15 protein-coding genes are annotated in these 26,825 nt (G+C 47.6%); 6 read left to right on the forward strand and 9 right to left on the reverse strand.

Annotation, left to right across the window (positions count from 1 at the left end; all coding sequences use genetic code 11):
* Positions 1-4 precede the first annotated feature (4 nt).
* Positions 5-4,819: an NAD-glutamate dehydrogenase gene (locus tag KBW69_RS12590; RefSeq protein ID WP_257281089.1), complete on the reverse strand. Its 4,815-nt coding sequence runs from the start codon at positions 4,817-4,819 to the stop codon at positions 5-7.
* 612 nt (positions 4,820-5,431) lie between these two features.
* On the opposite strand from KBW69_RS12590, the gene KBW69_RS12595 reads away from it, so the two are divergent.
* From KBW69_RS12595 to KBW69_RS12620, 6 genes are read left to right on the forward strand one after another with little or no spacing between them, the layout of a single operon-like run.
* Complete coding sequence (locus KBW69_RS12595; RefSeq protein ID WP_257281090.1) at positions 5,432-6,394, forward strand: MoxR family ATPase; 963 nt, start codon at positions 5,432-5,434, stop codon at positions 6,392-6,394.
* Between the two features lie 14 nt (positions 6,395-6,408).
* Complete coding sequence (locus tag KBW69_RS12600) at positions 6,409-7,344, forward strand: DUF58 domain-containing protein (protein ID WP_257254798.1); 936 nt, start codon at positions 6,409-6,411, stop codon at positions 7,342-7,344.
* Positions 7,341-7,868, forward strand: a complete 528-nt coding sequence (locus tag KBW69_RS12605) for a DUF4381 domain-containing protein (RefSeq protein WP_257281091.1) — start codon at positions 7,341-7,343, stop codon at positions 7,866-7,868. The genes KBW69_RS12600 and KBW69_RS12605 overlap by 4 nt, the downstream gene beginning before the upstream one ends.
* Positions 7,861-8,892 carry a VWA domain-containing protein gene (locus KBW69_RS12610; RefSeq protein WP_257252376.1) on the forward strand — a complete coding sequence of 344 codons (1,032 nt, stop codon included), beginning with the start codon at positions 7,861-7,863 and terminating at the stop codon, positions 8,890-8,892. The genes KBW69_RS12605 and KBW69_RS12610 overlap by 8 nt, the downstream gene beginning before the upstream one ends.
* On the forward strand, positions 8,892-10,913 hold the full coding sequence (locus KBW69_RS12615; protein ID WP_257281092.1) for a VWA domain-containing protein: 2,022 nt from the start codon (positions 8,892-8,894) through the stop codon (positions 10,911-10,913). Before KBW69_RS12610 ends, KBW69_RS12615 begins: the two co-directional genes overlap by 1 nt.
* Positions 10,907-12,643 (forward strand): BatD family protein, encoded by a 1,737-nt coding sequence (locus tag KBW69_RS12620; RefSeq protein ID WP_257281093.1) that lies wholly within the window; start codon positions 10,907-10,909, stop codon positions 12,641-12,643. Before KBW69_RS12615 ends, KBW69_RS12620 begins: the two co-directional genes overlap by 7 nt.
* Positions 12,644-12,848: 205 nt before the next feature.
* Here the strand turns inward: KBW69_RS12620 and KBW69_RS12625 are convergent, their stop codons facing one another.
* The 8 genes from KBW69_RS12625 to KBW69_RS12660 all read right to left on the reverse strand — a co-directional run.
* Positions 12,849-14,642, reverse strand: a complete 1,794-nt coding sequence (locus KBW69_RS12625) for an F-box/WD repeat-containing protein (RefSeq protein ID WP_257281094.1) — start codon at positions 14,640-14,642, stop codon at positions 12,849-12,851.
* Positions 14,643-14,823: 181 nt separating this feature from the next.
* The gene (locus KBW69_RS12630) at positions 14,824-16,659 is read right to left on the reverse strand and encodes a WD40 repeat domain-containing protein (protein ID WP_257281095.1); all 1,836 of its coding nucleotides are present in this window, start codon (positions 16,657-16,659) and stop codon (positions 14,824-14,826) included.
* Positions 16,660-16,852: 193 nt separating this feature from the next.
* A complete protein-coding gene (locus KBW69_RS12635) occupies positions 16,853-18,673 on the reverse strand; it encodes an F-box-like domain-containing protein (RefSeq protein ID WP_257281096.1) in 1,821 nt (606 codons plus the stop codon).
* Positions 18,674-18,847: 174 nt separating this feature from the next.
* Positions 18,848-20,647 (reverse strand): F-box/WD40 repeat-containing protein, encoded by a 1,800-nt coding sequence (locus KBW69_RS12640; RefSeq protein WP_257281097.1) that lies wholly within the window; start codon positions 20,645-20,647, stop codon positions 18,848-18,850.
* Between the two features lie 181 nt (positions 20,648-20,828).
* On the reverse strand, positions 20,829-22,505 hold the full coding sequence (locus KBW69_RS12645) for an F-box/WD40 repeat-containing protein (protein ID WP_257281098.1): 1,677 nt from the start codon (positions 22,503-22,505) through the stop codon (positions 20,829-20,831).
* Between the two features lie 178 nt (positions 22,506-22,683).
* Positions 22,684-24,360 (reverse strand): F-box protein, encoded by a 1,677-nt coding sequence (locus tag KBW69_RS12650; protein WP_257281099.1) that lies wholly within the window; start codon positions 24,358-24,360, stop codon positions 22,684-22,686.
* Between the two features lie 174 nt (positions 24,361-24,534).
* Positions 24,535-26,238 carry a hypothetical protein gene (locus KBW69_RS12655; protein WP_257281100.1) on the reverse strand — a complete coding sequence of 568 codons (1,704 nt, stop codon included), beginning with the start codon at positions 26,236-26,238 and terminating at the stop codon, positions 24,535-24,537.
* A 270-nt stretch (positions 26,239-26,508) separates the two neighbouring features.
* Positions 26,509-26,825, reverse strand: a 317-nt coding sequence (locus KBW69_RS12660) for a WD40 repeat domain-containing protein (RefSeq protein WP_257281101.1), incomplete at its 5' end; no start/stop codon positions are given.

The following is a 26,825-nucleotide window of genomic DNA, read 5'->3' on the forward strand; positions in this document are numbered from 1 at the left end:
TAGTTTATACCGAGAGGCTACTGGCCTGGGACAGATCCATCAGCTCCCGATTGGCTACAGTAAACATGGCCATTTCGTGCACACTGGCATTACGAATTTCGGATAAAACAGCCTGCCAGCGAGCCACTAGCCCGTGGTGCTGTACCATCCATTCATCCAGTTTCTGACTCAGATCTTCTTCACTCGCGGTATTAAGTAAACCAATAGTCAAAGCTCTCTGCTGCCAGATCAACTCATCACGAATACTGTCCCGGGCTAATGACTGCCAGTGATTCACAACTTCAATATTGCCCAGCTGTATGCTGTACCAGTTCAACTCTAATCGCTCACCCACCGCAAAGTAAGCAAGAGCAACCTTTTCGATGGGTTGTCCAATCTGATCGGCAGCCTGAATAATTGACAGGGCACTTAATAGGTGTCTCTGACCACAGACGACTTTGGCCAGACTTTCCGGCACCTGGTCACTAATCATCCTGGCCATTTTACTATCCAGCTCTTCTCTCTCGGACTCGCTGAGGTAATCCGTGAACGATTCAACAAAACTGCTGATAAGTGGACCAAAATGTTCAATACTCTCTGCCGCCAGAAGATTCTGGCGCTTGAGTCGGATAAACCAGCGGCTGGCACGACGAGTCAATTTAATCAACGACACCATCATCTGCTGCTGCGTAGTGGTGGTAAGCTGGTGATCCAGATTTTCGATGGCGTGCCAGTAATCTGAGATACGGAAAACATCCCTTGCAACCATAAAGGCCCGGGCAATCTCTGCCGCACTGGCACCGGTAGTCTGACGAACCCTGAGCACATAAGTGATACCCATCATATCGATCATATGATTGGCTATCTGGGTCGCTACAATTTCCCTTTTCAGACGGTGTTGATCAATCTGTTCTGAGAACTTTTCTACCAGGGTATCAGGAAAGGAGGTGTGCAACTCATTGGTCATATAGGGTTCATCAATAACATCCGAACTGATCAGTGCTTCCTTGAGATCTGCTTTGCTGTAGGAGATCAGCAGCGACAGTTCCGGACGGGTTAAACCCTGACCTGCTGCCAACCGTTCTGCAAGAGCCTCATTATCAGGCAGGAATTCAATAGACCGGTCGAGCTTACCTTCTCCTTCCAGATATTCCATGAAACGCTTGTATTCGTCCATGCGATAACGGGCTTCTGATTCTGCGAGGGAAATCGCTTGAGTCTGGCGATAGTTGTTGGAAAGAACCAGCCTTGAAACGTCGTCGGTCATGCTTTCCAGTAATGCATTACGCTGCTTCACGGTCATGTCACCACTGGCAACAATATCGTTGAGAAGAATCTTGATATTCACCTCGTGGTCAGAACAATCAACCCCACCAGAGTTATCAATAAAGTCTGTATTCAATGCCCCGCCCTGCAGGGAATACTCAACCCTTCCCAACTGACTGAGACCCAGGTTGCCGCCTTCACCGACTACTCTCGCCCTGAGTTCACAGCCGTTAATACGAAGTGGATCATTAGCCTTGTCACCGACATCGGCATGACTTTCATTGATAGCTTTCACATAGGTGCCAATACCACCATTCCAGATTAGGTCGACGGGAGCCCTCAAGAGTGAACGTATCAATTCGTTAGGCGTCATTCGGCCTGCTTTGATATCAAAGCGTTCCTTCATTTCGACCGATACTGTTATGGACTTGGCGTGGCGGGAGAAGATACCACCGCCTTTAGAAATAAGAGATTTGTCATAATCCTGCCAGCTGGAACGGGGAAGATTAAACAACCTCTGCCGTTCAAGATAACTGCGCTTTACATCAGGGTTTGGATCAACAAATATGTTTTGATGGTTGAAGGCAGCGACCATTTCCAGAGTTTCAGATGAGAGCATGCCATTGCCAAAAACATCTCCTGACATATCCCCAACCCCAATGACCGAGATCGGATCTTCCTGAACGTTCACACCGCGTTCACGGAAATGACGCTGTACCGAAACCCAGGCTCCCTTGGCGGTAATACCCATTTTCTTATGATCGTAACCCACACTACCACCAGAAGCGAAAGCATCGCCCAGCCAGAAACCGTATTCGTTGGCAATCTCATTGGCAACGTCAGAGAATGTAGCAGTTCCCTTGTCAGCTGCTACGACCAGATAAGTATCATCATCGTCATAAAATACGACAGACTTCGGATGAACAACATCGGATTCGGAAAGGTTATCAGTGACATCCAGCAAGGCACGGATAAATGTCTGATAACAGGCCACTCCTTCTTCCATGATAGCTTCCCGATGACCGTCTACCGGCAGCTGTTTAGCAACAAAGCCCCCTTTGGCACCCACCGGAACAATCAGGGCATTCTTGACCTGCTGAGCCTTCACCAAACCCAGGATCTCAGTCCGGTAATCTTCCACCCTGTCAGACCAACGCAGCCCTCCCCGAGCGACTTTGCCACCGCGAAGATGAATACCTTCCACCCTGGGAGAGTAAACAAATATTTCGTAAAGTGGCACCGGCTTTGGAATATCAGGAATCTCCCGTGGTGACAACTTATAGGAAATATACGACTTCGTATTACCATCAGAATCAAGCTGGTAAAAGTTGGTTCTCAGAGTAGCCATGATCACACTCTGAAAGCGGCGAACAATCCGGTCTTCAGTGAGTACCGTTACCTGATCCAAAGCCTCAAGAATGGCTTGCTGAATCTGCTGCTGTCGACCAAGCCGTTGAGGATTAGACAGAGAAAGCTCCGGGTTAAAGCGTGTTTCGAAAAGCTCTACCAGCAAACAGGTGATTTTTATATTATTGCATAAGGTTTCGGCAATATAAGTTTGACTAAAACCCATACGAATCTGTTTGATGTATCGGGAATAAGACCGGAGCATGGCGACCTGACGCCAGCTCATTCCGCAAGCCAGCACCAACAGATTAAACCGGTCATTCTCAGCCTCCCCAAACCAGACCTTTTCAAACGCCACCTTGAATGTCTTGCCAACTTTCTGGATATCCATTGACTTCTGAGGGTCATAGCTCAACAGAAAATCATGAATCCAAATGACCTGACCATCGCTCTTGCGAATAAGATAGGGATACTCAGCCAGTACCCTCAGTCCAAGATTCTCGATAATCGGAATCTGGTCAGCCAGTGGCAGAGGTTCGACATAATGATAGAGCTTGAAGTGAATACGGCCAGGCTCATCATTCAGGGAGCGGTAGAACCCCATAGACAGCGATGTCTTATCATTGATGCGTTCAAAGTGTTCAACATCAACAACCGCTGACTCAGGAGAAAATGCTTCCTTGTAACCGGCAGAAAAGCCTGAGGCATACCTGGCAATCAATTGATTGCCCTTGGCTTCTCCATTGGACTCCAGGAGCGCTGAACGAAATTCATCAATCCAGGAGCTGGTTGCCAGAGCCAGCTCATCATTGATTGCTTCCAGATCATACTCAATTCGTCCACGCAGTTTGAATATAAAATGTACTCTGGCGAGAACAGACTCAGAAAAATACGTGGTAAACTCCGAATCAACAGCTTGAAGTCGTTGACACAGAATCTCTTCCATTTTTATACGGAGACCGGTGCTGTAAACATCTCTGGGTACAAACACCAGTGCAGAACAAAAAGTGCCATAAGGATCCTGACGGATATAGATCCTGATCTTTTTTCGCTCCTGAATTCGGAGAATGGACATAGCCGTGGCGAACAGCTGGTCTCTGGGTGTCTGGAACAATTCATCCCGGGGGAAGACTTCCAGAATCTGCTCCAGTTCCTTGCCATGATGACTCTTTGGATCAAGTTCGGAGCGCTCAATCACTTCTCGGGTCTTGTGGTTAATATAAGGTATAGAGAAAGGGCTCTGACGATACACCGGAGAAGTATAAAGCCCGACAATTCTGGCCTCACCCTCCACCGAACCGTCCTCTGCGAATTGTCGTACGGTGATGAAGTCAGGATAGGCGGGACGGTGGACGCTTGAACGAACCGCTGCCTTGGAGAAGGAGAGCCAGTCTTTTTGCTCAAAGAAGTCCTTTTCTATAAAAGGTTCCAGTTTGAGTTGACCGATTTCCCCCTTATGGGTGGTTCTCAAAAGCCCCAGCAATGAATCGGAAGGACGAATAATCTGTCGCTGACCTTCTCTTTCCACCACTTTGAGCTCTTCGTAACCAAGAAAAGTGAAGTTATTGCTCAGCAACCAGTTTAGGAACTCCTTAACCTGTTCAGCCTGCCCCCCCGTCATGGAGCTGGCCAATTGCTCAACACGACCGGACATGGGTCGGTAGTCTTCGACTACCCTGACCACATCCGCCATCACTGCGGCCACCTGCTCGGCAATAACATCCAGTTCTTCTTCATTATCCTGACGATCAATCTCTACATAGATAATCGCCTCCCTGTGAACCGTTGCCTCAGCGTCCATATCGAATACCAGATTAAACTGGCTGTCCCTGCGGTTATGAATGACGGTATTGCGCAGGTTATGGATGGTTAGCCCGCGTTCATTCAATTTCATTCTCAGGGAGTCTACAAGGAAAGGCATATCCCGGTGAATGAGTCTGAGGATGCTATGGGTCGAGTGCCAGCCATGGTGAGGATAATCCGGATTCAATACCTCTATCTCCGGACTGTCAGGGTTATGGTGCTGGATAAACTTCCAGAACGAGAGGGTTGAGCCCAGAAGATCCCGACGCTTGCATTTGCTCAACTCCTGTCGAATATCCATGGAATAGTACTGATAGACAAACTCACGGAGGGCTTCTTTCTGCTGTTCGGGTATCTGGTTGCTTAACTCCTCAACAATTTTGTCCAAATACTCCTTTCGTTCCATAGTCTCGTGATGACCCATGCTGGCATCTCCGGATAAGAAAATGTATTGCCAGGGACCGTTGACGTCCTTGTCGGCCTGAAAATGACCACGTCAACAGCTTCTGAATAACAACTGATCCTGTTCAAGAACCCTGTTGGCCGTGACAGACACATTGAACAGGTTTATAGCCTGAAAGGAAACTTTTCAGGGAAAGACGCTGTCTAAAGCGAATTCACCCGATCTATTACCAACTTATCGACCTTTGCACCCTAATTAAAGAGTCTGGAATATCTCTGTCCAGAATTCGAAAAGAGGCTGTCAGTTTTCAGACAGCTTCCCATGAACAACTAGACCTGAGCAGACACTGAACCTATATTACAATGTCTCTACTTGAACTATAGGTAAAGGCGTTGCGCTTTGCCCATCAGGACTTTCAGCATGGATAAATACCGTTGATCCATCGATAAGACTGAAGGCAACAGGTAGAACAGGATGAACCGTCGGCTGACAATATCGGAGCCTTATAGAAGCAATATCTAAAGGCGCCCCATTGTCGCTGTCCGGATACGATAACGAACTTACATAACCACAGGCAGCTGTCAGGTATATCCGCTGTTCAGCTGCCGGGAGCTATCAGGGATTCAGGATTCTATGTCTAACAATTCAGAATTGAATGAACTCAGACAATACCTCTGTAGCTGTATTGTCGGACAGGAGCATCTGGTTGACCGTTTATTAATTACCCTGCTGGCCGATGGCCACCTGCTGGTCGAAGGCGCCCCCGGTCTGGCAAAAACCCGGGCCGTTAAAGCGTTGGCCGACGGTCTGGAGGCTGGATTCCACCGTATTCAGTTCACACCCGACCTGCTGCCAGCAGATGTAACGGGTACCGATATTTATATCCCTGAAGACGGCAGCTTCCGTTTCCAGCCGGGCCCTATCTTTCAAAATCTGGTGTTGGCCGATGAGATCAACCGCTCGCCTGCCAAAGTTCAGTCCGCTTTGCTGGAAGCCATGGCTGAGCGTCAGGTCAGCATGGGCCGGAAAACCTACCCACTCCCCAAAGTGTTCATGGTCATGGCCACCCAGAACCCGATTGAACAGGAAGGCACATACCCTCTTCCGGAAGCTCAGCTGGACCGCTTTCTGATGCACGTTCGGGTCAGTTACCCCGATGTCGAAGCCGAGCGACAAATTCTCAGACTCGCTCGTGGTGAAGCCATGAAACAGTCTCCGGTAAAACCGGTCACGCCCCTGACTCAGGCCAACGTTCTTGCCGCAAGACAGAAAGCTCTGGCCGTTCATATGGAACCCGTGGTTGAGGAATACATTGTTCAGCTGATCAATGCCACCCGTCACCCGGCCCTTTACAATGAACGTCTGGGTGAATACCTGGATTACGGTGCCAGCCCCCGGGGTACGATTGCCCTGGATCGATGCGCCCGCGCCAGAGCCTGGCTGAACGACAGGGACTATGTCAGCCCGGATGACGTTCAGGCAGTTGCCCACGATGTCCTTCGGCACCGACTGTTGCTGACTTTCGAAGCCGAGGCCGAAGGAAAAGATGCTGATCACATCATTGATCAGTTACTGAACCTGGTTCCCGTTGCCTGAGCCAGGAGCAAAGCATGAGTGGAGCATACTCACAACTGAATGAGCTGGTCAGCCTGCGTTTTCAGGCCAGAGAACTGGCCATTTTCCGTCAAAATCATTCCCACAGTCTGCTGGCAGGTACCGGCTATTCCCCTTTCAAGGGCAGAGGGATTGACTTTGAGGAGGTGCGTGCTTATCAACCGGGTGACGACATCCGGTCCATTGACTGGCGTGTCACTGCACGCAGGATGAAACCTCACACAAAACTTTTCAGGGAAGAGCGCGAGCGCCCGGTACTGGTTATGGTTGACCAGAGCCATTCGATGTTTTTTGGCAGTCAGTTAAACTTCAAGTCTGTCACTGCTGTCGAGGCTGGTGCCCTACTGGCCTGGGCCACGCTCCTGCACAGTGACCGTATTGGAGGTCTGATTTTTGATGAACAGGGACTCAGTGAGATTCGTCCCAAGCGTTCTAAAAAAACCTTGATGCACCTGCTCAACAAGCTTGAACACCATAATAGAAGCCTTAAGGCTGAAACCATTCCTCACCACCAACAGGACAACTATCTGAGCAAAGCATTGCGACACGCTCGCAGGGTCGCCCACCCGGGCACTCATGTTTTCGTTATCAGTGATTTTCAGCGACTTGACGAAGAGAGCTTTCGTCACCTGTCCCGGCTTTCAGGACATTGTGAATTAATCGCCGTACAAGTGACAGATCCACTGGAATCTGAGCTACCCAGACCGGGGCGCTATGACATTACCAATGGCATTCACCGGCAAACTATCAATACACGCTCCAGAGACCTTCGCCAGAAATACCGATCCCGGCATCATCGTTTCCAGACCTTACTAAAAGACCAGCTGGCCAGCCTAAAGGTGCCTCTTCTGGAGCTAGGGACTGATCAGGACACAGGCAGTCAGCTTCAAGCCTGGTTTGGCTCCCGAATGAATCCCCGGAGGTCGGTATGACACCAAATCCTCTGGATCAACTCCGGCCCAATCATCTACCCGATCCCGTCAGCTTCTGGCCGCTGGCTCCCGGCTGGTGGCTGTCCGCCTTTCTAATCATAGTGATTGTCACCCTGATGACGCTGTTTGTGGTTCGCTACATTCGTCGAAATCGCTATCGCAGGCTGGCATGTAAACAGGCTCATTTTATTTTCAGCGCTTATCAGAAACACAATAATGCATTCCAGTTTGCCAATGACTGCAACCGTTTACTCAAACAGACAGCATTGCATGCCTACCCGGCCGAACAGGTCGCTCGTCTTCATGGCGACCCGTGGCTGGAGTTCCTCTCCCAAAAGAGTGGCATCCCCGCATTCAACGGGAACCCCGGACAAGCTCTGGGTGACGCACGTTTTCAGAAAATGTCTGTATCGAAAGAGATGCCCACAGTGAAAGAAGCGTCCGTAGCGAAAGACAAACCAGAGGTTGATGTGAATCAGCTCCATAAACTGACTGTCCGCTGGATCAGGAAACACCATGCTTGAGTTGCAATGGCCCTGGATGTTACTGGCCGCCCCCTTGCCCTTGCTGGTTTATCGTTTTGCCAGCCCCGCCACCCGTGCCTCAGGTGCTGCTTTGCGAGTCCCGTTTTATCGGGGGCTGGCTGATATTGCCGGTGAGCATCCTGCACACCAGGAAACACTTAAGCGCTGGCAAACACTGCTGCCCTGGCTGATCTGGATGCTGCTGGTCGTCGCTGCGTCAAAACCGGTCTGGCTGGGAGAACCGGTTCAAATAGAGAGATCAGGAAGAGATTTGATGATCGCAGTCGACCTGTCCGGCAGTATGGAAATCGCCGACATGGAACTGAAGGGCAAACCGGTGAATCGTCTGGTGGTGACCAAGCATGTATTGAACGACTTTATTGAAAAACGCAAGGGCGACCGGCTTGGACTGATTTTGTTTGGAACCCAGGCCTACCTACAGGCACCTCTCACCTTTGACCTGAAAACCATTGGCACCCTGATGGACGAATCAGCGATTGGCATGGCAGGCAATAAAACCGCCATCGGTGATGCTCTGGGTCTGGCAGTAAAGCACCTTCGTAAACGCCCCCAGGACAGTCGGATACTGATATTAATGACCGACGGTGCCAACACCGCCGGAGAAATTACACCTGTTCAGGCTGCAAAACTGGCCGCTTCGGAAAACATTCGCATTTATACCATTGGCCTGGGAGCGGATGAAATGATCCAGCCAGGCCTCTTTGGTTCATCCATTGGTGCACGGCGGATCAACCCCTCTGAAGATCTGGACGAAAAAACCCTGAAAGAAATTGCAGAGCTCACGGGTGGGCAATATTTCCGGGCAAAAAATACCGAAGGGCTTGAAAAGATATACGACGAACTCGACAAACTGGAGCCTGTCAGGCAGAACAAAGAACGCTTCAGGCCTGGCATAGCCCTGTTTTTCTGGCCTCTGGCACTGGCCCTGATTCTCAGCCTGCTCATGGCGACGCTGAGAGCCTTCCCTGAAGCATCAATTAGCCAGCCAGGGAGGAATCATTAATGAGTGAGCTTATCAGTCAATTCCATTTTCTGCGCCCTCTGTGGTTGCTGGCCTTCATCCCATGTCTGATTCTGCTGACCGCTTTTTGGCGACAACAGCAGCAAACCGGAGACTGGAAGCGGGTTATCGCCCCTGAATTATTGCAACACCTTACACAGGGTCACAGTGAGAAACAGAGCCGACTCCCCTTCTACCTGCTTTTGGCTGTCTGGACACTGGCCGTTCTGGCACTGGCTGGCCCTACCTGGCAAAAAATCCCCACCCCTGTTAACAAAAGTCTTCAGCCCCTGGTAGTCGTCGTAGATATGTCTTACAAAATGTATGCTGAAGACGATAAACCCGATCGACTTTCCAGGACTCGTTACAAACTGCTGGATCTGTTTAATATGCGCAAGGACGGGCTTTCAGCCCTGGTTGCCTTCGCAGGCTCAGCACATACTGTTGCCCCCTTAACAGACGACAATCGTACTTTAGCCAACCTGGTTCCGGCACTATCCCCCAAGATTATGCCGGAACAGGGAGACAACCCCATCGATGGCATTGAACAGGCCCTTGAATTACTGGCACAGGGAGCTGGGGAAGCGGGCGATATCCTCCTGATTACTGACCATATTCCAGATACACAGGTCAGCAAAATACGTTCACTGCTGCAAAAGAGCGGCAGTACTCTTTCAATTCTGGGCATTGGCAGCGAGAAAGGTGCTCCCATCAGCCTGCCCGGAGGAGGCTTCCTCAAAGACAAACAAGGCACCATTATTGTCCCCAAGAAGGATCGCCAGCAGCTCCGCCACCTCGCACAATCGACAGGTGGCACGTATGCAGACATGACTCTGGATGACAGTGATTTGAAAGCCGTTCTGCCAAAAGCCGGACTCAATGATAACTCAGTCAAGGTTGAGACGCAGTTTGACCAATGGCAGGATGCTGGCTTCTGGTTGGTATTGCTGCTTTTGCCTCTGGCACTGTCCGGCTTCAGAAAAGGCTGGTTAACCGTCTTCCTGCTGGCAACAATAATCCCTTCCCCTCCAGCACAGGCGGTAGAATGGAACAGCCTCTGGCATAACGATAACCAACAGGCTATGGAAGCACTCAATAACCAAAAGCCTGAACAGGCCGCTGAAAAGTTCACCCGACTGGACTGGAAAGGTGAGGCCCTCTATCAGGCGGGTAAGTACGAAGAAGCAGCCAGTGAATTTGCCCGTTCCAATACCGCAAAAGGCTTTTACAACCAAGGTAATGCCCTCGCCAGAGCCGGCAAGCTGGATGAAGCAGAAGCCGCCTACGACAAAGCCCTTGAGCTAAACCCCGGCATGGAAGATGCTATCGCCAATAAAAAGCTGATTGAAGACCTGAAAAAGCAGCAGCAACAGCAACAACAGCAACAGCAACAGCAGCAGCAACAGCAACAGCAGCAGGATCAGAATAACAACCAACAGCAGAATCAGCAGCAACAGGATCAGAACAACAACCCACAGCAGAATCAGCAACAACAGGAGCAGAATCAGCAACAACAGGATCAGAACAGCAACCCACAGCAGAATCAGCAGCAGGATCAGAACAACAACCCACAGCAGAATCAACAAAAAGATCAGAGCCAGCAGGGTCAGGATAAACAGAACCAGCAACAAAACTCTGAAAATGAGCAACAGCAGAACCCGCAAAACGCTGGTCAACAAAACCAGGAGCAAGCATCCTCTTCTGAATCCCGGTCTGGCGAACAGCAACAGGAAGATCAGAAAGAGCATTCTCTCTCTGGTGAACAGGATCAAAAGTCTGAACAACGGAAGCCAGCAGAGAACCAAGAGCTGCAAAAGGCCCAGACTGGAGAACCTGAAAAACAGGGCGATCAGAAGCAACAGGCACTGGGTTCTCTTGAACAACAGCAAACCACCAGCCCGGATCAGCAGGCCATTGAAAACTGGTTAAAAACCATACCAGACGACCCCGGTGGTCTACTTAGGCGAAAATTCCTTCAGCAACAACAGAGAGAGCAAAAAAGACAACAGGAGCAGTCATGGTGAACTCGATCTTTTCCAAACTCAGTAAAATACTGGTCCTGATGACAGGATTAATTCTTTCTGTCCAGGCGATGGCTGCCCTGACCGCCTCTGTTGACCGGACTCATCTGGCAGAATACGAAACTCTGGAACTCACACTCAGAACCGATAGTGACACCAGTGCTGCCCCTGATTTGTCACCTCTGGAAAATGACTTTGACATACTGGGGACTCGACAAAGTCGCCAGATTCGCATCATTAATGGCAGAAACGAATCCTGGCGAGACTGGGTCGTCACCCTTTCCCCTAAAAAATCCGGCCGTTTGCTGATACCCAGCCTGCAGCTGGATGGCATGACTTCTAAAGCTATCCGATTGGAAGTATCTGACACGCCCACTGAACAGAAAGCCGGACCGGGGGGTATTGACCCGGTTTTCATTCGCACCGAGGTCAGTGACGAAAAACCATATGTTCAGCAAGAGGTGATCCTGACCCTGAAGATTTACTACCGGGTCCAGCTTTACGACGACCGTCGACTTTCACCTCTGAATATTGATGGTGCTATTGTGCAGCAACTGGGTGAAACCCGAAATTATGAGACAGTTCTGGACGGAACCCGGTACGGTGTCTTTGAGCTGAATTTCTCGATTCATCCTCAAAAACCAGGTTCGGTGGACATTCCGGGCCTTACCTTTTCAGCCACCATGCCTGACGACCGCCGGGACAGTTTTGGCAGTATTTTTTCAATGAGTGGCAAACCCGTTGCGGCTCGATCTGCCGAAATCACCCTCAACGTCCGGCCACAACCAGAGAGCTTTAAAGGTTCGGTCTGGCTGCCTGCACGAAAACTGACCCTGACCGATGGCTGGAGTGCACCATTGGACAAGATCAAGGTAGGCGACGCCATTACTCGAACCATCGTCGTAGAAGCTGAAGGACTCACGGGGGTCCAGCTGCCTGCTGTGACTATGCCTAAACTCGATGGCGTCAGTGCCTACACGGACAAGTCCACGTCCGACGATAAAGCGACTGACTCGGGTGTTATTGGCAGCCGAATAGAAGCCATCGCTCTGATTCCAACCCGTCCCGGAAAAATTGAACTCCCTCCGGTGCAGTATCAATGGTTTGATACCGATGCCCAGACCGAGAAAGTCGCTACGATTCCTGCCAAAACCATTACCGTGCATCCTTCAGAAAACCCTGAAGTACTGACAACAACCCCTGAGATTCCAGTCCAAACCACCGAAAAGACTGAAGAAACAGTCTGTCCACCTGCTATTGCTAATATCACTACCCAGAGGCCCTTCTGGCTATGGCCTTCATTATCTGCCCTGTTTGGATTACTCTGGCTGATCACTTTATTGGTTTTGTGGCGATGCAGGTCTTCTCAAAAGCCAGCGGTTGAGTCTTCTGACATTCCTAAATCCCAGGGATTCAGTGAGAAAGAAGCCTGGCAAGAGTTTGAAAGCGCCTGCAATACCGAAGACCTCAATCAGATCCGCGGATGCTTTGTTAAATGGGTGCAAACTCTGTCTGGCAATTCAAGATTGACGACTATGGATAGGTGTTTGAAAAAACTCAACAGTGATCCATTGGTGACTTCATTCAATCGGCTTGAAGCCAACCTCTATTCCGGCCATGAACAAAAGCTCGATACAAAGGCACTGATATCACTGTGTAAACAACTGCGCAAAGAGCAAAAGAACGGTGAATCAAGCCATCAAAACGGTCTTAACAGCCTCTATCCGGATTAAAACTCATCGGAGGCTCTCAGGAGCCTCACTATTTAACTTTCTACACCTCTCACTGACTGCCATGCTAAAAAAGCTCTTCCTGCATATTCTGGTCAGCTTGAGCACCTGGACTAAAAATAAGACTGTGCTCCCCTTCGATTAGCAAGGATGTTCAAAATTAATGCGTTATAATGGCGCCCCTTTTATTTGCCACGGCAAACAATCATTATTTCATCCGTAGTTTATTAACTCGCACTTTATCATTGCTACTGATGGTCAATATATGGTGTCCATCGGCGCTGAAGATGGCTGATTTGATCTTACGTTTATGGACAATGATGGCTTTTTCGACCCATGCCCCATGACTCTCCTGACCAATGATTCTCGCATTACCATCCTTACTGACGGTCAACACAAGGCAGCCGTCGTTGCTGAACGTGGCTGATTTGACGCGACGATTATGGGAAATAGTGGCTCTCTCTACCCATGATCCTCCAGTCTTAAGACCATAGATTTTCGCCGTGCCATCCTTGCTGGCGGTCACCACATGGCGACCATCGGGACTGAAGGTGGCTGATTTGACTGGACCTTTATGGAGAATGGTTGCTTTTTCTTCCCATGATCCATTGTCCTTCTGACCATAGATTTTTGCCGTACCATCTTTGCTGGCGGTCACCACATAATTGCCATCGGGGCTGAAATTGGCTGATTTGACTCGCCCCTCATGGATAATGGTGGCTTCATGTGCCCATGATGCTTCGGTCTTCTGACCGTAGATTTCCGCCGTTTCATCGTTACTGGCCGTCACTAAATGGCTGCCATCTGCACTAAAGTTAGCTGAGTTGACTTTACCTTCATGGATAATGCAGGCTTTTCCTACCCATAATCCATCGGCTACCTGACCATGGATTTGCACCTCATAATCATTACTGACGGTCAGCACATGGCGACCATCATTGCTGAAGGTGGCTGAGTAGACCCAATCGTCATGGGTAATAATGGTTTGTTCTTCCCATGACTCATCCTCCAGACCATAGATTTTCGCAGTCTCATCAAAACTGACGGTCACCAAATGACGACTATCGCTGCTGAAGCTGGCTGAGTCGACCCAATCGTCGTGACGAATGGTGAGCTTTTCTTCCCATGACCCATCGTCTCCCTGACTAAAGATTTTCGCCGTGCAATCATGACTGGCGGTCACCAAATAGCGACTATCAGCGCTGAAGATAGCTGATCTGACCTCTTCATCATGGGAAATGATGACATTTTCTTCCCATGATCCATTGGCCGTCTGGCTATAGAGTTTCGCTGAGTTATCACAGCTGGTCGTCACCATATGGCGGTCATCAGGGCTGAAGGTGCCTGAGGTGACCTTGTCATCGTGGGAAATGATGGCTTTATTTACCCATGATCCATTGATCTCCTGACCGTAGATTTTAGCCGTCTCATCTTCACTGGCCGTCACCACGTGGCGGCCAGTTGCGCTGAAGGTGGCTGTTTTGACACAGTCATGATGGCTAATGGTGGTTTCTGTAACGGATTTAAAGGTTTCACATTGAGACATCAGTTGAGCTTTGGTGAAATAGAATAGAGCGGGAAAATAATTGCTATTTTGGTTTTTTATGATTGATTTGAGTAACGCTTCATCCTTCGTAAACGGTCGCAGCCAATGACGGAGTTGTTCTTTGTCTTCTATAGGAAGGATTTTCATTAGTTGATATTGATGTGGTAAAGAAAACCGTTGATACCACGCCTTTTCCAGAGCATGATCGTTTTTAATAGCCCAGTTAAAATGAGTACAAACCTGCTTTAAGCAAGTAACATCTCGAAACTCCAACAAGCCAATAATTTTGTTTGTTATTTCGATGGGTAAATCGAGAAATAAAAGTTTTTTTTCCTTGTCAGGTACGGTGATGGATCTACCCGCACTAGCACCAGATAATTCACCCTCCAATTGAGCGCGATGGGTTAACGGCGAGGCTGAACCCATCCTGCTGGAACTACCAGCCTCAGAAAACATAATTGGTTTCTCCTAATTTTCTAGTCGCCCTCAATGAGCAAGAACATTCAAAATTGATGAGGTAAATTGGACTCTTTTTTGAAATAAAAGTTCATAACCTGTGATCAGGTGCCATTAACCAAGATCTGTCTTTCAGCTCATGCACAATGGCGTCCCTTTTATTTGTCACGGCAAACAATCATTATTCCATCCGTAGTTTATTAATTCGCACTTTCCTATCGCTACTGATAGTCAATATATGGTGTCCATCGATGCTGAAGGTGGCTGATTCGATCGAACCTTCATGGGAAATGATGGTTTTTTCGACCCATAATTCGTCAGTCTGCTGACCATAAATTTTTGCCGTCCCATCTTCACTGGTGGTCACCACATAGCGGCCATCGGCACTGAAGTCAGCTGAGTTGACTGAATATTTATGGCAAATAATAGCTTTTTTGACCCATGATCCATCATTCTTCATGCCATAGATTTTTGCCGTGCCGCCGTTATTCTTGCCAAAGGGTTTCGTCGTGCCATCATTACTGACCGTGACCAGATGACGACCATCGGAGCTGAAAGTAGCTCTTTTAACCCAAGCATCATGGGGAATGGTCATTTTTTCTTCCCACAATCCATTGTCCTTCTGGCCATAAATTTTCGCAGTGTCGTCAAAACTGGCGGTTACCACATGGCGACAATCGGGACTGAAAGCGGCTGAGCTGACCTGACAATTATGGGCAATGATGGTTTTTTGTTCCCATGATCCATCGGTCTTCTGGCCATAGATTTTCGACGTATTATCTTTACTGGCCGTCACCAAATGGCAGCCATCGCCGCTGAAGGCCGCTGAGTTGATTTCACTGCTATGAGGAATGGTGACTTTTTCTACCCATAATCCATCGTCCATCTGGCCATAAATCTTCGCCTCATCGTCTTCAGTGACGGTCAACACATGACGGCCATCGGCACTGAAGATGGCATGGTTAACCTCGTCATCATGAGAAATGACGGTTTGTACTTCCCATGATTCATCATCCTTCTGATAATAGATTTGCACATTTTGGTCGTCACTGGCGGTCATCACATGACGGCTATCGCCACTGAATCTGACGGAGTTGATACACTCTTCATGGGAAATGATGAGTTTTTCTTCCCATGATCCATCGTCTGGCCGACTGCAGATTTTTACCTCGTTATCATCGTTACAGACGGTGAGCACATGGCGACTATCAGGACTGAAAGCGACTGCGTTGACTTGACTATCGTGGGAAATGATGGCTTTTTCTTCCCATGATCCATCATCTTCCAGTTCATAGATTTTCGCCTTGTTGTCATAACCAGCGGTCACCACATGGCAACTATCGGGACTAAATTTGGCTGAGCTCACTCGATTTTTATGGGAAATGATGACTTTTTGTTCCCATGATCCATCCTCCTTCTGGCCGTAGATTCTGGCCGTTTTATCTTCACTGGCCGTCACCAAATGGCGGCCATCAGCACTAAAGGTGGCTGAGTTGACAATGCCATGATGGACAATAATCACTTCTGTATCTACAGCGAACGTTTTGTACTGAGACATCAGTCGGGCTTTGGTGAAATAGAACAGAGCAGGAAAACAAGCGCTATTTCGTTGTTCTATAATTGACTCGACTAACGCTTCATCCTTCGTAAACGGTCGCAGCCAATGACGGAGTTGTTCTTTATCCCCTGTAGGAAGGATTTTCTTTAATTGATATTGGTGTGGTGAAGAAAACCGTTGATACCATGCCTTTTCCAAAGCATGATCGTTTTTAATAGCCCAGTTAAAATGAGTACAAACCTGCTGTAAGCTGGCAACATCTCGAAACTTCAACAAACCAATAATTTTGTTTGTTATTTCAATAGGTAGATGGAGAAATAAAAGTTTTTTCTTTTTTCCCTTGTCAGATACAGTGATGGACCTACCCGCACTGGCACCCGATGGTTCACCCTCCAATCGAGCACGATGGGTTGACGGCGAGACTGCAGCCATGCCGGAACTATTAGCCTCAGGAAGCATATTTGGTTTCTCCTAATGCACTACTCGCCCTCAATTAGCAGGGACCTTCAAAGTTGATGAGGTACATTGGAGTCTGTTTTGAAATAAAAGTTCAATATCTGTTTTTAGGTGCTACCAATGAAGTTTCTGTCTTCCAGTACCGGTAACTATAACAGCCTCTTTCTGAATGCTCTCAGTTATTGAGAGCGATGAATCAAAAGAGGTGACATTGATCATGAAATAGGGGGCTATATAGTCTGATAATTCGTACTTCGTCTTCATAGATGCATACTAAGTGGTGGCCATTGGGGCTAAAGGTGGCTGATCTGATCAAATTATCAGGGGGAATGGTGACTTTTTCGCTCCAGGATCCATCCCTCTCCTGACCATAGATTTTTGTTGTTCCATCTCTACTGGTGGTCAGCACATGGCGGCCATCGGCGTTGAAAGTGGCCGAGGAAACACAATCTTTATGGGAAATGATGGCTTTTTTGACCCACGATCCGTCAGCTTTCTTGCCATAGATTTTCGCCTTGCCATCTTTACTGGCAGTCAGAACATGTTGGCCATCCGGGCTGAAGATGGCCGAGATGACATCGTTATTATGGGAAATGGCGGCTTTATATTGCCATGATCCGGCCTCCAAGCCATAGATTGTTGCCGTGCCATCTTTACTGGCCGTCACCAGACTGTGGCCAACGGGGCTGAAGGTGGCTGAATTGACAACGTCATCATGGAAAATGATGGTTTCTTCCCATAAGCCATCGCTCTTCTCACTACAGATTTTCGCTGTTTTATCGTTACTGGCCGTCAACAAATGAGAGCCATCGGCGCTCAAGGTCGCTGAGTTGACACGGTCATCATGGAAAAAAGTGACTTTTTCTTCAAATGCCTCATCGGCCATCTGGCCGTGGATTTTCACTTTGTTTTCTTTACAGACGGTCACCAGACAGTTGTCGTTGGTGCTAAAGTTGGCTAAGTCGATCCAACCATCATGAAAAATAGTGACTTTTTCTTTCCATGATCCATTGTCATCCTGACCGATGATTTTCGCCTTCCTATCGAAACTGGCGATTATTACATAACGGCTACTTGCACTGAATGTGACAGAATCGACGTAGGCGCCATAGGAAATAGTGAGTTTTTCCTCCCATGTTCCATCAGTCTTCTGGCTAAGGATTTTCGCCGTGTTGTCATCACTGGCGATTACCATATGGTGGCCATCAGAGCTGAAGGTGGGTGGGCTGACGTGACCATGATGGGTAATAGTGAATTTATGTATCCATAACCCATCGGCTTCCTGACCATATATTTTTGAAGTCTTATCCCAACCGACGGTCACGACATGGCGGCTATCAGGACTGAAAGTGGCTCTTATAAGCTCATCATTATGAGTAATAGTCACTTTTTCTTCCCATGATCCATTGGCCTTCCGGCTAAAGATTTTTGCCGTTTTATCACTACTGGCGGTCACCACATGACGGCTATCGGCGCTGAAGCTGGCTGATCTCACACGGCGACCATGACCAATGATGGCTTCTGTAACCAGATTAAACTTTTTGCATTTAGACATGAGTACAGCTTTTTCGAAATAGAACAGTGCCGGGAAATAAGCGCTATCCCGCTGTTCTATGATTGACTTGACTAACGCTTCATCCTTCGTAAACGGTCGCAGCCAGTTACGGAGTTGTTCTTTATCCTCTATGGGAAGGATTTTCTTTAGTTGGTATTGGTGTGGTAAAGAAAACCGTTGAAACCATGCCTTTTCCAGAGCATGGTCGTTTTTAATAACCCAGTTAAAGTGAGTAGAGACTCGTTGTAAACAGGCGATATCCCGAAGCCTCAGGAAACGAAAAATTTTGATTTTTACTTCCTCAGGCAAATCGTGCAATGACGCCGTTTTATTTATTTGCTGGTCAGGTACCGCGATGGTTCTGCCCGCACTGACACCCAATGGTTCTTCCTCCAGCGGAGTGCTCACTGGTAGTAGCGAGGGTGGATCGACTATGCCTGAGTTATTAGTGTTAGAAAACATGTCTGACTTTTCCTAAGTTACGCCCCCAGTTAACAAGGCGCTTCAAAATGGATGTGGACAATTAGAGTCGGTTTTGAAATAAAAGTTCATAACCTGTTTTTAGGTACCGTTAATCAAGCTTCTGTCTTCCAGCACAGGCAGAATGGCGTCCCTTTTATTTGTGACAGCAAACAATCAATCATTCCCCCATAGTCTATTAATTCGTACTTTGTCATCACTACAGATCAACACTACGTGGTAGCCATCGGTGCCAAAGCTGGCTGATCTGATCGAACGATCATGAGACATGGTGACTTTTTCGACCCAACTTCCATCCAACTCCTGACCGTAGATTTTTGCCGTTCTATCTTCACTGTTGGTCAGCACATGGCGACCGTCAGAGCTGAAGGTGGCCGAAGTGACCGAACCCTTATGGGAAATGATGGCTTTTTTGACCCAAGATCCGTCAGCCTTCTTGCCAGAGATTTTCGCCGTGCCATCTTTACCGGCGGTCACCAAATGGCGGCTATCGGGGCTGAAGATGGCTGAGCTGACATCATCATCGTGGGAAATGGTGGCTTTATATTCCCATGATCCATCGGTCTTCCGGCCATAGATTGTTGCCGTGCCTCTACTGGTCGTTACCAGATGGCCGTCATCGGGGCTGAAGGAGGCTGAGTTGACTTCGTCCTCATGGGAAATGATCGCTTCTTCCCATGAGCCATCGGCCTTCTCAGTAATGATTTTCGCTGTGTTATCGCCACTGGCCGTCAGCAAATGACCGCCATCGGCGCTGAAGCTAGCTGAGTTCATATAGTCATCATGGGAAAAAGTGACTTTTTCTTCCCATGATCCATCGGCCATCTGGTCGAAGATTTTCACCTTGTTAGCGCTATTGACGGTCATCACACGGCTGTCATCGGCGCTAAAGATGGCTAAATCGACCCAATAATTGTGGAAAATGGTGACTTTTTCTTTCCATGCGCCACAGTCCCCCTGACCAAGAATTTTCGCCGTCTTGTCGAAACTGGCGGTCATCACACAACGGCTATTGGCGCTAAAAGTGGCAGAATTGAGAAAATCATCATGGAAAATAGTGAGCTTTTCTTCCCATGTTCCATCATCCTTCTGGCTAATGATTTTCGCCGTGTGGTCGTCACTGGCGGTGACCACATGGCGGCCATCAGGGCTGAAGGTGGCTGATGTGATCAAACCATTATGGATAATAGTAAGTTTATGTATCCATAATCCATCGGCTTGCTGACCATAGATTTTTGACGTGTTATCCCAACTGACGGTCACCACATGGCGGTCATCGGGGCTGAAAGTGGCTGTTTTAACCGAATAACTATGGGTAATGGTCGCTTTTTCTTCCCATGATCCGTTGGCCTTCTGGCTAAAGATTTTTGCCGTGTTGTCATAACTGGCGGTCACCACATGACGGCTATCGGCGCTGAAGCTGGCTGATTTCACAGGGCCATCATGACCAATGATGACTTCTGTATCTACATTAAACTTTTTGCATTTAGACATCAGTAGAGTTTTTTCGAAATAGAACAGAGCAGGAAAATAATTACTATCCCGGTGTTCTATGATTGACTCGACTAACGCTTCATCCTTCGTAAACGGTCGCAGCCAGTTACGGAGTTGTTCTTTATCCTCTATGGGAAGGATTTTCTTTAATTGATCTTGGTGTGGTGAAGAAAACCGCTGATGCCACGCCCTTGCCAGAGCATGGTCGTCTTTAATAACCCTGTTAAAGTGAGTCGATACCTGTTGCAAACGGGCAATATCCCGAAACCCCAGCAAGCGAAAAATTTTGATTTTTACTTCCTCGGGCAAATCGTGCAATGACGCTGTTTTATTTATTTCCTGGTCAGGCACCACGATGGTCCTGCCCGCACTGACAACCGATGGTTCTTCCTCTAATGGAGTGCTCACTATTGATAGCGAGGGTGAATCGACTATGCCGGAATTATTAGCGTTAGAAAACATATCTGGTTTTTCCTGAATGACTATCCCTACCTTTAACAAGGACGTTCAAAATTGATGCGGTAAATTAGAGTCGATTTTGAAATGAAAGTTCATCACTTGCTTTTGGGTGCCATTAACGAAGTTTCTGTCTTGCAACACGTGCAAAATAGCGTCCCTTTTATTTGTCACAGCAAACAAACCATCAATTATTCTTCTGTAATTTAATAATTCGCACCTTGTAATCGTCAGAGATGGTCACTACATGGTGTCCATCGTTGCTAAAGCTGGCTGATTTGATCAAGCCTTTATGAGAAATGGTGGCTTTTTTGACCCATGATCCATCACCCTTAACACCGTAGATTTTTGCCGTTCCACCTCGACTGGTGGTCAGCACAAGGCAGCCATCGGCGCTGAAGTTGGCAGAGTTGAGCGAACTTTTATGGTAAATAATGGCTTTTTCGACCCATGACCCGTCAGTCTTGTGACCATAAATTTTTGCCGTGCCATCTTTACTGGCGGTCAGTACATGCCGACTATCGGGGCTGAAGATGGCTGATATGACATCGTTATGATGGGAAATCGTGAGCTTTTTTTCCCATGATTCATCGTCCCTCTGGCCACAGATTTTCGCCGTGCCATCTGTACTGGCGGTCACTACATGACGGCCATCAGGGCTGAAGGTGGCTGAGGTGACCCAGTGATCGTGGAAAATGGTGGCTTCTTTTTCCCATCGGCCATTTGTTTTCTGACCACAGATTTTCGCCGTGCGATCTTTACTGGCAGATATCACTCGGCAACCACCGGCGCTGAAGGTGACTGAGTTGACTTGACCATCATGGAAAATATTGACTTTATGTTCCCATGATCCATCGTCCTCATGGCTATGGATTTTTACCATCTTGTCTCTACTGACGGTCACAACTAAACGACTGTCGTCGCTAAAACAGGCTATGACGACACAATGATCATGTAAAATGGTGGCTTCTTCCAGCCATGATCCATCGGTCTTCTGACCATAAATTTTTGCCGTGTTATCGTTACTGGCGGTCACCACGTAGCAGCCATCCGGGCTGAAGGTAGCTGAGTTGACATGGTTACCGTGGGAAATGGTGTTTTTTTCCTCCCATGCCCCATCCGCTTTCTGATCATGAATTTTCACCTTCTTACTCCAACTGCTGACGGTCACCAAATGGCTGCCATCTGCACTGAAGGTGGCTGAGTCAACAAAGTGATCATGATCAATGATGACGTTTTCTACCCATGATCCTTTGGCGTTCTGACTATAGATTTGTGCGGTGTTATCAAGACTGGCCGTCACCAGGTGTCGGCCATCGGCGCTGAAGGTGGCTGAGTTGACCCAGAGATAATGGGCAATAGTGACTTTTTTATTGATTTCAAAGGTTTCACATTCAGACACCAGTTGAGCTTTGGTGAAATAGAACAGAGCAGGAAAATAAGCAGCCTTTCGTTGCTTTATCAGTGACTCGACTAATGCTGTATCCTTTGTAAAGGGCCGCAGCCAATGACGAAGTTGTTCTTTATCCTCTGTAGGAAGGATTTTCTTTAATTGATCCTGGTGTGGTAAAGAAAACCGGTGATACCAAGCCCTTGCCAGAGCATGGTCGTTTTTAATAACCCTGTTTAAGTGAGTAGACACCTGTTGTAAATTGACAACATCCCGAAATTTCAACCAACGAAAAATTTTAATTTTTACTTCTTCGGGCAAATCGAGCAATGAAGCGGTTTTCTTTATTTCCTGATCAGGTACAACAATGGTCCTGCCCATACTGACACAGGATGGCTCTCCCTCCAATGGAGTGCTCACCGGTGGTAGCAAGGGTGAATCGACTATGCCGGAGTGATTAGCGTTAGAAAACATATCTGGTTTTTCCTAAGTGACTATCGCCACCATTTAACAAGGACGTTCAAAATTGATGCGGTAAGTTGGAGTCAGTTCTGACATGAAAGTTCATAACCTGTTTTTGGGTGCCATTAATGAAGTTTCTGTCTTTCAGCACATACAGAATGGCCTCCCTTTTATTGATCACAGCAAACCATCAATGATTCATCGAAAGCTTATAAATTCTCAACTCGTTATGGTGAAAGGGCGAAACCAAATAGTGGCCATTGGCGCTGAGAGCGGTTGATTTGGCGGCACCTCTGTGAGTAACAACGGTTTTTTCTCTCCATGCTCCATTAGCCCCCCGACCGTAAATCTTTGCCGTTCCATCCATACTGGTGGTCACCACAAGGCAGCCATCGGCACTAAAGATGGATGATTTGACAACACTCAGATGAGAAATGATGGCCTCTTCTACCCAGGATGATCCATCAGTCTTCAGACCATAGATTTTCGCTGTGCCATCTTTACTGGCCGTCACCAGATGGCGGTCATCGGGGCTGAAGCTAGCTGAGATGACACCTTTACCATGGGTAATAGTGCAGTTTTCTTCCCATGATCCGTCGTCCTTTTTGCTATAGATTTTCGCCGTGTTATCTTCACCGGCCGTCACCACATGCTGGCCATTGAGGCTGAAGACAGCTGAGTTGACATAGTCATTATGGAAAATGACGCCTTCTTCTCCCCATGATCCATCGTCCTTCTGACCACAGATTTTCGCCGTGTAATCCTGACTGGCCGTTACCACATGGCGGCTATCGGCACTAAAGATGGCTGACTTGACACGTTTACGATGGGAAATGATGATTTCCTTTTCCCATGAGCCATCAGTCTTTTGACCATAAATTTTCGCCGTGCCATCATCAGAGGCCGTTACCAATCGGCGACCATCGGCGCTGAAGGTCATTGAGTTGATCCATTGGTCATGGGAAATGGTGATTTTTTCTACCCATGATCCATCGACTTCCTGACCGTAGATTTTTGCCATGTTATCGTAATGGGTGGTGACCAAATGGCTGCTATCTGCGCTGAAGGTAGCTGTGTTGAGCAAAGCATCATGGAAAATAGTGAATTTCTCTTCCCATGCCCCATCGACTTGACCATAAATTTTTGCTGTTTGATCCAAACTGGCGGTCATCGCGAGGCGCCCATCGGCGCTGAAGATGCCTGACCTGACTTCGCGTCTATGGGAAATAATGGCTTTTCTTTCCCATGAGCCATTGTTACAGCCATAAATTTTCGCCTTTCCGTCGCTGCCGGCCGTTATCAGGTGGCTGCCATCAGTGCTGAAGGTGGCTGAGTAGACAATACTATCAAAATCATGATTAATGATGACTTCAGTATCTACATTAAATGTTTTGTATTGAGACATCAGTCGAGCTTTGGTGAAGTAAAACAGAGCAGGGAAATAATCATAACTTCGGTGTTCTATTAGTGATTCGACTAACGCTTCATCCTTCGTAAACGGTCGCAGCCAATGACTGAGCTGTTCCTTATTCTCTAAAGGAAGAATTTTCTTTAGTTGATATTGGTGTAGTGGAGAAAACCGGCAATACCACGCCTTTTCCAGTACAGGATCGTTTTTAATAGCATTGTATAAGTGAACAGATACCCTTTGTAAACTGACGATATCCCGAAACTCCAACAAACGAGCAATTTTGATGGTTATTTCCTCGGGCAAATCGTGCAATGAAGCTGTTTTCTTTATTTCTTTATCAGGTAAAGTGATGGACCTGTCGGCACTGGCACCCAATGGTTCTGTCGCCAATGAAGTGCTTACAGATGGTAGCGAAAGTGAACCGGCTGTGTCGGAATTATTAACCTTAGAATACATCTCTGTTTCTCCTAAATGAGTATTCCCTCTATTAGCGACTTTCAAAATTGATGAAGTTAATTAAAGTCGGCTGTGAAATAAAAGTTTCATAATATGTTATTAAGTGTCACTAACTAAATTCCTGCTTTTCAGCACATGTAGAATGGCGCCCCTTTTATTGATCACAGCAAACCATCAATGATTCATCGATAGCTTATAAATTCTCAACTCGTTATGGGGGAAGGGCGAAACCACATGGTGGCCATTGGCGCTAAGAGCGGTTGATTTGGCGGCACCTCTGTGAGTAACAGCGGCTTTTTCTACCCATGATTCATTAGCCGCCTGACCATAAATTTTTGTCGTTCCATCGGCACTGGTGGTCAGTAGAAGGCAGCCATCGACGCTAAAGGTGGCTGACTTGACAATACCCTTATGGGAAGTGTTGACCTTTTCGATCCAGGATCCGTTAGTCTTCAGACCATAAATTTTCGCGTTGCCACCGACACTGACCATATGACGGCTATCGGGACTGAAGGTGGCTGAGCTGACACTGTAATCATGTAAAATAGTGCACTTTTCTTCCCATGATCCGTCGTCCTTCTTGCTATAGATTTTCGCCGTGCTATCGACACTTGCCGTCACCACATGGCACCCATTGGGGCTGAAGGAGGCTGAGTCGACATAGCCATTATGGTAAATGACGACTTCTACTCCCCATGTTCCATCATCCTTCTGAACACAGATTTTCGCCGTGTTATCGTCACTGGCCGTTACCAAATGGCAGCCATCGGCACTGAAGGTGGCTGAGTTGACAGTCCCATCGTGTGAAATGATGGTCTCTTCTTCCCATGAGCCATCGGTCTTTTGGCCATAGATTTTCGCTCTGCCATCGGTGCTGGCCGTCACTACTCGGCGACCATCGACGCTGAAGATAACTGAGTTGATCAGTCGGTCATGGGCAATGGTGAGTTTCTTGAGCCATGATCCATCGACTTCCCGACCATAGATTCTTGCAGTGTTGTCATAACTGGTGGTCACCAAATAACTACTGTCGGGGCTGAAGGTGGCTGAGTTGACCCAATCATTATGGGAAATGGTGACTTTTTCTTCCCATGATCCATCATCTCCCTCAGCACAGATTTTCGCCTTATTATCCTTATTGGCGGTCACCAAATGACGGCCATCGCTGCTAAAGGTGACTGATCTGAAAACGTCATCATGGAAAATAGTGAGTTTCTCTGCCCATGACCCATCGGCTTGACCATAGATTTTTGCCGTTCCATCTTCACTGGTGGTCACCAGATAGCGGCCATCGGCGCTGAAGATAGCTGATCCGACATCGTCTTCATGGGAAATGATGGTTTCTTCTACCCATTTTCCATGGGTCTTCTGGCCATAGATTTTCGCCGTTTTATCTTCACTGGCGGTCACCAGATGGCTGCCATCGGAACTGAAGATGGCTGAGTTCACCCTGTCCTCATGAGCAATCACGGCCTCTGTATCTACGTTGAACTTTTCGCATTGAGCCATCAGTCGAGCTTTGGTGAAATAGAATAGAGCAGGAAAATATTCACTGTCCCGGCGTGCTATGACTGACTCGACTAACGCTTCATCCTTCGTAAACGGTCGCAGCCAGTTACGGAGTTGTTCTTTATCCTCCACAGGAAGGATTGTCTTTAATTGATATTGGTGTGGTGAAGAAAAACGGCTATACCATGCCTTTTCCAATGCATGATCGTTTTTAATAACCCAGTTAAGGTGAGTACAAACCTGCTGTAAACGAACAACATCTCTAACTTCCAACAAGCCAATAATTTTATGGGTTGTTTCGATGGGCAAATCGAAAAACAAAATTTTTTTCTTTTCTTTCCTGTCAGGTATAGCGATGGATCTACCCATACTAACACCTGATGATTCTCCCCCTGATCGAGCGCGATTGATTGAAGGAGGGAGTGAACCCTCCATGCTGAATGTATTATTCGCTGGATCCAAACCTGGTTTCTCCTAAGTTAACAACCCCCTTATTAACAAGGGCGTTCAAAATCGATGAAATAAATTAGAATCGGTTTTGCAAAAAAAGTTCAAAACATGGTTTTAAGTGCAACTAATAACGTTTCTGTCTTTCAGCGTCTGCACAATCGCGTCCCTTTTATTGATCACAACAAACCATCAATGATTCATCGAAAGCTTATAAATTCTCAACTCGTTATGGTGAAAGGGCGAAACCAAATGGTGGCCGTTGGCACTGAGGGCGGTTGATTCGGCCGCACCTTCGTGAGGAACAACGGCTTTTTCTACCCATGATCCATTCTTCGTCTGACCATAAATTTTTGCCGTTCCATCGGTACCGGTGGTCACCACAAGGCAGCCATCGGTGCTAAAGGTGGCTGATCTAAGCCAATCTTTGTGGGAAATGATGGCCTCTTCGATCCAGGATCCGTCACTCTTCAGACCATAGATTTTCGCCTTGCCATCGAAACTGGCCG

Source organism: Endozoicomonas sp. ISHI1 (assembly GCF_024606225.1).
Taxonomy (GTDB): domain Bacteria; phylum Pseudomonadota; class Gammaproteobacteria; order Pseudomonadales; family Endozoicomonadaceae; genus Endozoicomonas_A.